The sequence below is a fragment of the Helicobacter cinaedi CCUG 18818 = ATCC BAA-847 genome (assembly GCF_000155475.1).
GTDB classification, from domain to species: domain Bacteria; phylum Campylobacterota; class Campylobacteria; order Campylobacterales; family Helicobacteraceae; genus Helicobacter_C; species Helicobacter_C cinaedi.
This window is the reverse complement of the sequence record NZ_DS990393.1, coordinates 238,899-251,722: the sequence shown is the minus strand read 5'-3', so window position 1 is coordinate 251,722 and position 12,824 is coordinate 238,899. Positions and strand designations below refer to the sequence as shown.

The following is a 12,824-nucleotide window of genomic DNA, read 5'->3' as shown; positions in this document are numbered from 1 at the left end:
TCTACAACATCTTGCTTTTTAAGCAAAGCAATACAAGTGCGTGTGATGAGTGAAGAAAGGCGAGGGGCTTTTACACTTGAAGCCACGCCGATGACGCCTAGATTTGCCACGCCACAGCTTGCCTGCACGATTGAAGTATCAAAAGCAAAGAGATTTGCCCTTTGCTCATCAACGCTTTTTTCATATGCCACAAACTGCATAGAATCTTGCGTATCAAGTGCTTTTAAGCTTTGTGGATTAATGTCAATGTTTGGGTTGTAAAGGACATTTTTTGCTTGAGATTCTGCGAGTGCTTTGTAAATATCCTGTGCTAAGCTCTCTTGGCTAGATTCTATCACAATGGCTTTGTTTGCCCCCTGCCACGCGATGTATTCCTGCACTTTATCATCATTTGTGCGTTTCATAGGGTTTGCGTAGTTTGGGAATTGTGCTTGAATCTTATTCTCTTGTAACGAAGCCTTGACATTGCTTAAAATACTTTGCCTACTCATAAATCACCCCCTGCATTTTTGATACTTTCTTATGGAGATTCCCGCTTAGCTCTGGAAATGCCCTATACGCTACCCAATTTTTTAAGCCCGGTATAAATGAAGCAAAGGGCTTTGCAAGTGGAGCAAAAAAACCAGCTAAACTTAACATTCTTCTCCACGAGCTGCCATTACTTGCTAGATTGGCAAATTTTGTCATACCAAACTGCTCTTGCTTATTTTTCAAGCTGCCATCGTTGTTTTTAAGATTCTTCCTGCCTTGCCCTACTTTTTCACTCCGTAAATCCCGTATAAGCTCGGCAAGTGGGATTTTGACAGGGCAGACTTCAGAGCATCGCCCACAAAGGGAGCAGAGATTCACCATATGTCCGTAGTTTTTCATACCAAAGAGTTGCGGAGAGATGACTTCCCCGATAGGTCCGGGATATGTGCTAAGGTAGGCGTGTCCGCCGATTTTATCATACACGGGGCAGTGATTGAGGCAAGTCCCACAGCGGATACAGCTAAGGGATTTGTAAAAATGTGAATCTTTTAAGATTGTGGAGCGATTATTATCAAGCAGGATAATATGCAATTCCTTTGGTCCATCAAGCTCACCCTCTTTTCGTGGAGAAGTGATGATATTGTTATAGCAAGTAATCGCCGCACCTGTGGCTGAAGGCACAAGCAAAGCATCAAGGATAGAGGCATCTTCAAAACTTTCCACAATCTTTTCAATCCCACAAATAGCTATATGAATATCACTCGCAGTGGTGCTCATACGCCCATTGCCTTCATTTTCAATAAGCCAAATCGCCCCCTCATCAGCAATGGCAAAATTTACTCCACTTAGCCCCATTTTAAATTCTTGAAACTCTTTGCGTAAATGCATACGAGCAATTTCATTGAGCTTTTCTGGCTCGGATTCTAGATTTGCTCCAAGCTTTTGAGCGAAAATCTCGCCGATTTGATAGCGATTTTTGTGAATCGCAGGGGCGACAATATGCACAGGTGGTTCATCTATAAGCTGAATGATAAGCTCACCCAAATCTGTTTCAATAGGATCTAGCCCCTTTTGCTTTAAAAAGGCGTTTAAGTGGGTTTCCTCACTTGCCATTGACTTACCTTTTAGAATCTTAGTTACGCCCTTTTCTTTCATAAGCGAGTAGATAATCTCATTTGCTTCCTTGCTATCACTCGCCCAGTGGATAATAAAGCCATTTTTACTTGCATTTTGCTCAAATCGCTCTAATAAAACATCAAGCCGTGATAATGTCTTTTGTTTGAGTGCTTTGCCTTTTTCGCGTAGCTCTTCCCAATCTATAAAGCGTGAGGTTATAAGATTCTTGCGATTTGTTTTAAGGGTATCCATTACATTCTTAAGATTTACTCTTAATTGCTTATCACTAAGCTTGGTATTAACAATATCGTGATGTCCTTGATAGCTCATAGTTACGCTCCTAGTCCAATTCTTTGTGCCAAAAAGTCATAGAGATGTATGGGCTTGACTTGGGCATTTTGCTTTTTTAATGCTCCACTAATATTCAGCAGACAACCCGCATCAGCAGAGATGACATACTCTACATTGCGTGAGAGAATATCTTCAATCTTTTGGCTCACCATTGCGTGTGAGACTTCAGGCTCTTTGACACTAAAGCTTCCGCCAAATCCACAACACTCTTCTTCTCGTTCAAGCTCTATAAGCTCTACATTTTGCAGTGAGTTAATCAAAGCCTTTGCACTATCTACAACCTTTGAAGTCCGCAAAGCGTGGCAGTTGCTATGCCAAGTAACTTTCACAGTATTCCCTTTGTCTTCATATTTCACGCCTAGCACTTTGTGGAGATACTCGCCTAAGTCATAAACGCGTTGGCAAAATTGCTTTACTTCAGCAAACTCACTTCTGCCTTCAAATAGCTCCAAATAATCCTCTCTCATCATTCCTGCACAAGAGCCAGAAGGCACGATAATTGGCTCTTCACCCTTAAAAAGATTGATATTATGCAAGGCTACCTTGCGACTTTCATCATAATAGCCGGAGTTGTAGCTTGGTTGAGCACAACAAGTTTGATCTTTTTTGAAAACCACTTCGCAGCCCTCTTTTTGCAGAAGTTTTATCGCATTAACACAGGTGTCAGCATATGCTACACCGCCAAGACAGGTTGAGAAAAAAAACACTCGCATCACTTGCTCCTTCCTTGTATATAGAGCAGTTATAATATATATAACGAGCTTTAAAATAACAAAAGGTTAAAAATTACTTGCTTTTATTTTATTAATTTTGTTTCAATTCTACACAAATATACAAATAATAATCGTGTAAATGTGAATATTTTACACATTTACATATAAAACATTCTTATTAGTATATTTTTGTAAGGTTAAATTTTTTTATAATATTTGCCAAGCAAACGATGCTTTTATATCTAAAAATTTCAAAAAGGAGAATCTAAATTATGGAAGTATGGCAACAAGTCTATGACCCATTTAACAGCATTTGGCTAAGTGCAGCCGTGGCATTTCTGCCGATTGCTTGTTTTTTGGTGTGTTTGTTAGTTTTTAAGCTCAAAGGGTATCAAGCGGGGTTTCTTACCGTTGTGTTGGCTTCAGTTTTGGCAGTTGTTGCTTATGATATGCCTTTTTCTCTTGTTGGAGCGAGTTTTGTTCAAGGATTTGCACAAGGTATTTGGCCTATTGCGTGGATCATCATCGCGGCAATTTTCTTGTATAAACTCTCTGTCAAATCCGGTGCATTTGAGGTGATTAAATCAAGCGTTATCACTATAACGCCAGATCACAGAATCCAAGTGATTTTGATAGGATTCTGCTTTGGCTCATTTTTAGAGGGTGCGATAGGCTTTGGCGGTCCTGTGGCGATTACTGCAGCATTACTTGTGGGCTTGGGACTTCGTCCATTATATGCAGCAGGGCTATGCCTGATTGCCAATACTGCACCTGTGGCATTTGGTGCTGTTGGGATTCCAATCATTGCGATGACAAATCTCGTGCGTATTGAGCAGTATGCGGTTGCGGCGATGGTTGGGCGTATGCTTGTGCCTTTGAGCTTGACAATTCCTTTTTTCATCGTATTTTTGATGGACGGATTTAAGGGTGTGAGAGAGACTTTCCCAGCGATTTTGATCGCTGCTATAAGTTTCACAGGGACACAATATTTTAGCTCAAATCATTGGGGTGCGGAATTGCCAGATATTGTTTCTGCGATTGTTTCACTCCTTTGCACCACACTCTTTTTGCGTATTTGGCAGCCAAAAAATATTTTTAGGCTTGATGATGAAAAAGATTTCTCTAAGAAAAGCACCTTGAGTGTAGGGCAGATTTTCAAGGCGTGGTTGCCTTTTGTGTTGCTTATTGTGTGTATTGTTATTTGGACACAGCCTTGGTTTAAGGCTCTTTTTGAAGAAGGTGCGATTTTTGACTACACACAAGTAACAATTGCCTTTGATAATATCGCTTTGTCAATCGTAGATCCAAAAGGTGCGGCTGTTTCTTTGGCACTTCCTGTGAATTTTATCGCACTCCAAGCAGGGACGGCGATTTTGGTTGCGGCATTTTTGACAATTCTTTTCTTGCGTATCAAATCAAGCGATGCGGCAGAATGCTTTTGGGATACGCTTAAAGAAATGGCTATTCCTTGTATTACAATCGGGCTTGTTGTTGCCTTTGCTTTTGTGTCAAAAAATAGCGGTATGAGTGCGACTTTGGGGACAGCTTTTGCAAAAACAGGTGATATGTTTGCTTTCTTTAGCCCGGTTATTGGGTGGCTTGGCGTGTTTATTACTGGCAGTGATACAAACTCAAATCTGCTTTTTGGGACATTACAGCAAATCACAGCGCAAGAGCTTGGCGTGAAAGAGGCATTATTCTTGGCGGCAAACTCTGTGGGTGGCGTTGTTGGCAAGATGATAAGCCCACAAAGTATAGCCATTGCTTGTGTGGCGGTTGGGCTAGTTGGTAGGGAATCTGAGCTATTTAAATTTACACTCAAATATTCCCTTGCTCTCATTATTCTCATTGGGATTTGGACGACAATTATTGCTATGTTTTTGCCGACAATTATCCCAGATGTTGTGCCGCTACATCATTAATAACAACTTCAAGCTTCCTAAGAAGAATCTTAGGAAGCTTTATTTTTCAAATATAATTTCATTAGGATTTTAAAAGTTTTAGAGTCTTTAGATTCTAAGTGAATCAATCTGCCCCGTGTAGTAAAAATACTTCTCTAGCACTAAAAGTGAGATAATACTTTCTCGCTCTCTATCAAAAAACTGCTTTACATATTGATGTGCGTTGTGGATAATCTCTTGTGCGAAGTTTGGATTGCGTAAGCAATACTCTAGCTTTTCTTCTACATCAGCGTAGTCGTCACGAATCTGTAAGTAGTGAATATCTGGCTCTAGATTCCCTTCCATAAACCAAGTTTCAAACTTTGGCTTTGGCATAACTGCTAGAGAGTTTGAGCTCATCACCCATTTAAGATTGCTCGCCACATCATTGCCTTCTAATGACAAAAGAAATTTATAGGGCAAATGTTTGGCAATACTTATTTTTGGCTTTTGCCAAGCGTGATGCACACTTTTGTGTCCGGTATGTCCTAAATCACAAAGTGGGTAGTTAAAATATTTTTCAAAAAATTGTGTCCTGTGGGCTTGGTAGATTCCACCGCGATAGAAAAGTTTATCTTGCTTTGTGGCAAAAGTATAGGGATCGTTAATAAAAGTAAAATGACGGATTTTCTCAAGATTCAAAAGTGTAGAGTTGGAAAATGGTGGGATATTATCCCCCCCAGTAGTTTTTTGAGATTCCACATAGGCTTTGGTGGGGCGAGATTTTGTAATAGAAGGTTTGGGGCAGATATAATTCATATCGCCAAATTCAAAACATGCCCTAAAATCCTGCGGAAAATAGCGTGTAAATTCATACGCATCAAAATTATACATCGTCTTTTTCTTAGCAAACCGCACACAGCTAATGTTTTTGGCATTTTCATCAAGCGTGATTTTAGAATCTAGCTGACAATAATAATCCACTCTTTGTTTGATATACTCTATATCATCGCGTGTTTGAATTGAGTGTAGAATTTTTTCTCGGCTTGGGAGCAAAAAGCGTGGGGAAAGCATACGCATAATACCACTAAGATTATAGGCTAAACGATTATTTCTCATTGGTCAAATCCTTATGCTTGAAGTGTTTTAAAATACGCAATCGTCTTTTCTAGCCCCTCTTTTAACTGCACTTTTGGGCTAAAATTTAGCTCTTTTTTGGCTAGGGTTATGTCTGGTTGGCGTTGCTTGGGATCATCTTGGGGTAGCGGGAGAAAGACAAGCTTTGATTTAGATTCTGTAAGTTCAAGCACATTTTGTGCGAGTTCTAGCATACTAAATTCGTGTGGATTACCGATATTTACCGGTCCATAGAATCCATCTTTGCTATCCATAAGAGCAATCATTCCGCTAATCAAATCATCTATATAGCAAAAGCTTCGCGTTTGACTCCCATCGCCATAAATGGTGATGTCCTCCCCACGCAACGCCTGAATGATAAAATTACTCACCACTCGCCCATCATTTGGGTGCATTCTAGGACCATAAGTATTAAAAATCCGCATTACTTTAATGTTTAAATTATGCTGCCTTTGATAGTCAAAAAATAGCGTCTCCGCACACCTTTTGCCCTCATCATAACACGCCCTTATGCCGATGGGATTGACAGAGCCTTTATAAGATTCTACTTGCGGATGGATTTTAGGATCGCCATAGACTTCGCTTGTGGAAGCTTGTAGAATCTTTGCTTTCACGCGTTTAGCAAGCCCTAGCATATTGATCGCCCCCATTACAGAAGTTTTCGTCGTTTGCACAGGGTCAAACTGATAATGCACCGGACTTGCTGGACAAGCAAGGTTATAAATCTCATCAACCTCCACATACAGCGGAAAAGTTACATCGTGTCGCATAAACTCAAATCTAGGATTTGATAAAAGGTGGAGAATATTTTGCTTTGTGCCGGTGAAGAGATTATCCACGCATAGCACTTCATCGCCGCGATTAAGCAGTCTTTCGCATAAATGTGAGCCTAAAAACCCAGCCCCTCCAGTTACTAGAATCTTTTTGTTTAGCATTGAAACTCCTGAATTAAAAAGTTTTGATTTTAAGGGTTGATATTATAGCCTAAATTAATGTGATAAAGTGTGAGTTTGGGTGTTTGGAATATTTTTTGTAAAAAAGGTTGCCACAATAGCCAAGAGTTTGTGTCATCATCATTTCTTAATAAAACATATGATGTTTTTTGTAGTGTTGGGAGCATACATTCATAGGCTTGGATACATTCATCATATTGATATAGGGCTAGGCGATTTGTTGTGAGATAAAGAATTTGTGGTGCAAAAAATACTATCACATCATCTTGTTTGGTGTTATTTTTTATGAAATCATACATTTGTAAGGCATCTTTGCTATATGTGTGTAGGTCAAAAATCCCTTTGCTTTTTATGTTTGGAATCCACTCGTGTTTGAGATTTGAATAGATATTAATCAAAAGCAAAGATATAAATAGAATCTTGCATATATTTGCTATGATTTTTGGTGGCTTGATGGCTACATAGCCCAAAAGTGTCCAGTAAATACAAAATGGTATAAGAATAAATACAAAACGCAAACCTTGAGTAAAAGGCCAGATAATATTCAAGGCCAAAATCCCTGCACAGAATATTATTAATACAAAATGTCTATGCAGTGAGATATATATTCCAAACACTAAGAATGGAAAGGCTAAAACCATACCAAAAGCCCCAAAAATATTACCAAAGAAGTATTGCCATATGTTGAGATAATAAAATGTATTGCCTAAAATGCTTGTTATAGAGATGACATTTGCCATCATAGATGGGTGTCCTGCCCCACCATTTGGAAGAAACATATTAATAAGGGCATATCCTAGCACAAATACAGCAAGGGGAATAAGCATATACCATAGTGAAATGTTAGCAAGCGTATTGGCGATAGGTCTTATCAAAATGATAAGTTTTGTATTTTTTACAAAAGGCAGCACAATGCGTAAAAATAGCACACAAGCCATAGTTACTGGTAAAATAATGCCATTGCTCCTTATAAGAAATGCAATAATAAATATGATGCCAAGATAGAATCCCATAATAAGATCTCTAGCCCTTAGATGATGCGAGGTTATGGATAGATAGTAATGCATAAGATATGCTCCAAAGATTCCAATACACATAAAAGGCACATCGCTTAATAGTCGGTTATCAAAGTGTAAAAAATATGGATTTAAAATAAGTAGCAATGTGGCTAAAAAAGATAGCTTGTTAGATAGGGACTTGATACACACAAGATAAAAGCCACTCACAAAAAGAGAAAATAAAGCAAGGTTTATACATTTCAGCATAATGATGTTAAAGCCAAAGATTTTGATTCCCATTGCAAGGAGCAAAGGATAGCCCCAAGGATAGATAATAGGCCCATTTCCATCGTATGAATATGTCCGCATAAATTGATTTGCTTGAATAAACTCATCAATATTCCCTTGAAGTATGGCAAAAGCTTGGAGAAGGTATTGAGAAAAATCCCCATTTCCACCATCTTCACCACTCCAAGTCTGCCCATTATGGAGATTGATATATCCTAGCAGAAAGCATAATATGCCTAAAGTAATGGCGATAATGTAATTTCTAGGCGACTCATAATTTATCCTATTATGAGTTTGACTAAGTTGTTTTAGCTCTTTATTTTTTATATTTTGCTTACTCACTTTTGCCTCCTTCTTGATAGTCATAGTCCGTGTTAATATGCCACAAATCACACTCTCTGCCCAAAATCTTATCCGCACACATAAGCCCCATAAGAATGCTATGGTCTTGATTGTTATACTTAAAGCTGCCATTTCGCCCGATGAAATACAAGTCTTTAAAGCTATCTAGGGCTTTGTAGATTTTATGCAAGTTATCTTTATAGCCCCGCTCATACACGGGGTAGCTTTTGTGGATTTTTAGCATGCTGGTGTTTTTGATAAGGCTAGAGTCTGCTACAAGCTTAGATTCTAGCAAATCCCTTTTTGCTATCTCGCTTAGGGCATTATCATCTAGATTCCACAAGGCTTCATCATCATTTGCCCAATACTCAAGGCATAAAATCGCAGAATCTTGTCCGCATTGCAAGTCTTTAGTCCAATTGGCGAAGTTGGTGATTCTACCGGTTTGGGTATCTTTGCTGTGCACATAAATCCAATTATCTTTGAATAGCGTTGGCTTTTGTGCGCTTTTGCGGGAGTCTGAGGCAGCGACTGCGGCCACTACTGATAAGGTAGCTCCCTTGTCGCTGCCTTGACAACCCACAAAATCATCGCAAAATCCTGCCGCCAACGAGTCGCTTACATTTTGTGCGTTTTTGCAAATCCTAGAATCCTTTGCGGACTGCTTTAGAATTGTTGCGGTGCTAGAATCCACTTTTTGTGATTTTTTCGTGTTGTTTTCAAACGAGGATTCTTGGGAGGTGGATTTTTCATTTGTGGCTTGATTTTCTTCTTCTAGGATTCTAGGAATTGCGGTGGGGCTTTGCTCGTTTTGCGGGGATTTGGGGGTAGGAGTTACCTTAGAGGTAATGACTGCCCCCAAATTTTCGCAATCGTGTGAATGCTCACCCAAAACAATCGAAGCGTTCGGCGATAACCGATGTTTCTTTAGTAAAGCCAAATCCCCTACTTCTACATAAACTAAAATCGTGTTTCTAAATTTTAATCTCCCTGCCATTTCTTTCACACTAGAATCTAGCTCTTCTAACGACAGCACCATATCCCTAAAAGGTGCGGTAGAAATCACAATATCCCCGCTAAACTCGCCCTTGTTTGTGTGAATACCTACCGCCTTTTTGCCCTGCGTTTTAATGCCTAGCACCTCCACACCACAATGCACCACGCCGCCGCGTTTGATAATCTCTTGCTTCATATTTTCATACACCACGCCACAGCCCTTTTTTGGGTAGCTAAACTCATCAACCAAAGTCTTATGCTTTTTGCCCCCACCGCCAAAAAATGCGGATTTTATCGCTTCATAGAGATTAAGCCCTTTAATGCGTTGTGCGGCAAAATCAGAATCTAACTCACTGCATTTTATCCCCCAAAGCTTTTCTGTGTAGCTTTTAAAAAATATGCTATATAAGCGATAGCCAAAGGCATTTGCCACCCACGATTCAAAGCTATCGCCTTTAAAAGGGCTAATTTTTGCTTTAATATAGCTTAGGATACAAAGGGTAGATTCTACAAAGCCAAGTTTGAAAAGCGCGTCAAAGCCACGCAAAGGATAGTAGAAAAACTTGCGGTTATAAAAGATTCTAGTAAGTCGTGAGACTTTCTCATATTCACCATTTATGTGAGAATGCCAAAAGTCATTTAAGCGTTTATCTTTGCTAAAGAAGCGATGAGGTCCAATATCCACAATCTGTGAAAATAGCTCTATGCTTTTACTCATTCCACCCACTTGTGAATCTAGCTCAAAAATCTCTACACTATATCCATTCTCACTTAGCACCCTAGCCGCACTAAGCCCAGCCGGTCCTGCACCGATGATTAAGACTTTTTTATTTTGTCTCACTTATTATCCTTTCTTGTAAATTTAATAAAACTAAAATATTTATGTCCCAAATAGTTGCAGATAAAGCCCACGCCCACACCGCTAATGTGGGCTACAAACTCTAAATGCTTTTGATGGAGTAGGAAGCTTTTGTGTGGGGCTAAAAAGGGGCAAGATTGTATAAAATCCTGCAGAGTTGTATAAAAACTCTGTAAAAGCCAAAGTGTCCCCACACTCACAAATAAGGCAATAAGTAGCCCAAAAAGAGCCACAATACTAAAGCGGATAAAGGCTAGTCTTAAGCTAATATTGCGAGAAAAGATATATCTTGCGGATAAGGCGAAATTCACAAAATGCCCTAAGATATAGGCGATAATCACACTGCTTGAAAAGCTTATGTAAAAGCTTAGAAAATGCCTTGAGATGAGATTGACAAATAGGGCTAGAAAAGCGACACAAACATACTTTATTAACTGCATTAACTTCCCTTATTTAATAGCGTGGGTTGCTATGCCAAGCAAGTGCTGAAGATAGGATTGTCTCAATATCTGCAAAATGTGCCTTCCAGCCTAGAATCTGCTTTGCCTTAGAGCTATCGCCAATAAGCACAGCAGGGTCGCCCTCTCGTCTAGATTCTATGGTGTAGGGGATTTGTTTGCCACAAAGCCTAGAAGCACACTCTAGTAGCTCAAAGATAGAAAAGCATGATCCATTGCCAAGATTAAAGGCTTCACTTTCGCCACCATTTAAGAGATACTTTAGGGCTAGAATATGTGCGTTTGCCAAGTCGTCTATATGGATATAATCCCTTATGCAAGAGCCATCTTTTGTAGGGTAGTCATCGCCATAAATGCTTAGAGTCTCCCTTTGTCCTAGTGCCGTTTGCAAAAGAAGCGGGATTAAATGCGTCTCAGGGCTATGAGATTCACCGATGTTAAAAAGCATACTTGCCCCAGCGGCGTTAAAATAACGCAAGATGACATACTCTAGCCCATAGGCGTGGCTAAAGTCTTTTAGCATATTTTCTACCACAAGCTTTGAGTAGCCATAGGGATTTATGGGATTTTGCGGGTGAGATTCTGTGATGGGTAGGTGCAAGGGGTGTCCATAAGTGGCACAAGTGGAGCTAAAGATAATGTTTTTGACATTTGCCTTACGCATAGATTCTAGGAGATTTAGCGAGTTGGCGACATTGTTGTAATAATATTTGCTAGGGTCTTTGACACTCTCGCCCACATAGGCAAAGGCAGCAAAGTGCATAACCGCTTGTATTTGATATGTGCTAAAGATAGAATCTAGAGTGGCTTTATCGCTTAAATCGGCGTGGATAAAAGTGGTGTTTTTGTGGGCAGTGTGAAGTTGGCGGGATAAATCATTGTTGGAGTTTAAGTTAGATTTAAGGTTGTTATAGAGAAGAGAATCCTGTGTATTTACCCCCCCCCCCGTTAAAATTTCGCTCTAATTGTGTAAGAAAATCTAGCACAGAATTCTGTGTGGTGGGTGTTTTAGAATCTAGATTTTGCGTTGTCTCTTGTGTGCTTTTGCAGGAGTTTGCTTTTTTTGCTTCGGCACTACCGCTTAGGTAGCTTCTCGCAAAAAAAGCTTCACAACCCACAAAACGAAGTTTCTTTAGAAAATCATCACAAGATACTTCCGCAGTTGGCGTTTTTGGGGTTTTAGATTCTATGTTTTGAGAATATGGGGGTGCGATGAATGGATTATTATAAGAAAAAGGAAGTGGTGCATAATGTAAAGATTCTTTATGCCCATAGACTAAATTATCTAGCACAATGGTTTGAAACCCTAGAGTATTGAGCAGGGTATTTGCGTGAGAGCCGATATATCCCGCCCCACCGGTTACTAGAATCTTTTTGTTTGGCATTGAAATCCTTTTGTTTGTAAATAAAACATCACTTGGGTTAAATCACGCAATTGTAGCAAAAGTTTCTTAAGTTAATTTTGTCTATTGATATTTGCTCGATCAGCAAAATTTCTATATCTATGATTTTCTTGTAAGTTTTTCTTTTGAATTTTTTTTGCACAAACACGATTCAAAAGAAAAAAGTATTGTATATTTTATGATAAGGAAAGGCTTGAATTTGCAAGTTTGGACTGGCGCTTCGCACGAGTGCGGTTTTTGTTGCATGCTAAGTCTGTTCGTAGATATACGGCTCATACCCTACAACCTAAGTAGTGGCAATGTATGTGATTTTGTTGTATCACGTTTAAGGTTGTGTTTTTAGCGTACCTTATTTGCATATATTGACAAGAAGTGGCGACAAATAAACTTCCAAATCTACGATCCTTTTACCAGTTTATGTTTATGACAATATTTTTTTAGCACACATTCTAATTACGCAATGATATAAATACTCTTTCATTCTCGCAAGATTTCACATATTATTGATTATTGGTGAAAAGTGTAAGAGCAGATTATTAATCTTTTAAGCGTTTGCGAAACATAATCAAATTGGTACATTATTGATTGAGGTAATTTTATTTCTGTGGCAAACTGCTCACATATAAGTAATATTATACAAGAGAGTGAAACAATATAAGGTTGCAGAGGATTTGATGGAGAAATCATTGACTTGGGTTATGCCCTTAATGTAGGGTTATAAATCTAATCTTTATGATGTGTAGATGGGTGAAAAGGACATATCAAGAACACATACAGGTAAAGACGCTGAAATTTTAGAATCTTTAGCATATCTTAATTTAATGATGAAACACTAAGTTTTGCTTATACTGGCAAAAAA

General features: G+C 39.0%; 11 protein-coding genes. 1 reads left to right on the top strand and 10 read right to left on the bottom strand.

Features of this window, described 5'->3' with window-relative positions; translation table 11 throughout:
- The 3 genes from HCCG_RS09115 to HCCG_RS09105 all read right to left on the bottom strand — a co-directional run.
- A partial coding sequence (locus HCCG_RS09115) for an LUD domain-containing protein (protein ID WP_002957218.1) occupies nt 1-491 on the bottom strand: 491 nt, incomplete at its 3' end.
- Nucleotides 484-1,917: a LutB/LldF family L-lactate oxidation iron-sulfur protein gene (locus tag HCCG_RS09110; RefSeq protein WP_002957217.1), complete on the bottom strand. Its 1,434-nt coding sequence runs from the start codon at nt 1,915-1,917 to the stop codon at nt 484-486. The genes HCCG_RS09110 and HCCG_RS09115, both read right to left, overlap by 8 nt.
- Before the next feature lie 2 nt (nt 1,918-1,919).
- Nucleotides 1,920-2,651: a (Fe-S)-binding protein gene (locus HCCG_RS09105; protein WP_002957216.1), complete on the bottom strand. Its 732-nt coding sequence runs from the start codon at nt 2,649-2,651 to the stop codon at nt 1,920-1,922.
- A gap of 272 nt (nt 2,652-2,923) precedes the next feature.
- Between HCCG_RS09105 and HCCG_RS09100 the strand changes: the two genes are divergently transcribed.
- Nucleotides 2,924-4,573 (top strand): L-lactate permease, encoded by a 1,650-nt coding sequence (locus HCCG_RS09100; protein ID WP_002957215.1) that lies wholly within the window; start codon nt 2,924-2,926, stop codon nt 4,571-4,573.
- Between the two features lie 87 nt (nt 4,574-4,660).
- Here the strand turns inward: HCCG_RS09100 and HCCG_RS09095 are convergent, their stop codons facing one another.
- Genes HCCG_RS09095 through HCCG_RS12615 form a run of 7 tightly spaced genes read right to left on the bottom strand, consistent with a single transcriptional unit; the run spans nt 4,661 to nt 11,947 of the window.
- A complete protein-coding gene (locus HCCG_RS09095) occupies nt 4,661-5,650 on the bottom strand; it encodes a glycosyl transferase family 90 (protein WP_002957214.1) in 990 nt (329 codons plus the stop codon).
- An 11-nt stretch (nt 5,651-5,661) separates the two neighbouring features.
- The gene (locus HCCG_RS09090; RefSeq protein WP_002957212.1) at nt 5,662-6,603 is read right to left on the bottom strand and encodes a UDP-glucuronic acid decarboxylase family protein; all 942 of its coding nucleotides are present in this window, start codon (nt 6,601-6,603) and stop codon (nt 5,662-5,664) included.
- A 29-nt stretch (nt 6,604-6,632) separates the two neighbouring features.
- Nucleotides 6,633-8,249 carry a glycosyltransferase family protein gene (locus HCCG_RS09085; protein WP_014666345.1) on the bottom strand — a complete coding sequence of 539 codons (1,617 nt, stop codon included), beginning with the start codon at nt 8,247-8,249 and terminating at the stop codon, nt 6,633-6,635.
- A complete protein-coding gene (locus tag HCCG_RS09080; protein WP_002957210.1) occupies nt 8,242-10,086 on the bottom strand; it encodes an FAD-dependent oxidoreductase in 1,845 nt (614 codons plus the stop codon). Before HCCG_RS09080 ends, HCCG_RS09085 begins: the two co-directional genes overlap by 8 nt.
- Nucleotides 10,083-10,544 (bottom strand): GtrA family protein, encoded by a 462-nt coding sequence (locus HCCG_RS09075; protein WP_002957209.1) that lies wholly within the window; start codon nt 10,542-10,544, stop codon nt 10,083-10,085. The genes HCCG_RS09080 and HCCG_RS09075 overlap by 4 nt, the downstream gene beginning before the upstream one ends.
- Before the next feature lie 13 nt (nt 10,545-10,557).
- The gene (galE, locus tag HCCG_RS11540) at nt 10,558-11,517 is read right to left on the bottom strand and encodes a UDP-glucose 4-epimerase GalE (protein ID WP_230197941.1); all 960 of its coding nucleotides are present in this window, start codon (nt 11,515-11,517) and stop codon (nt 10,558-10,560) included.
- Complete coding sequence (locus HCCG_RS12615; protein ID WP_002957207.1) at nt 11,471-11,947, bottom strand: NAD-dependent epimerase/dehydratase family protein; 477 nt, start codon at nt 11,945-11,947, stop codon at nt 11,471-11,473. The genes galE and HCCG_RS12615 overlap by 47 nt, the downstream gene beginning before the upstream one ends.
- Nucleotides 11,948-12,824 lie beyond the last annotated feature (877 nt).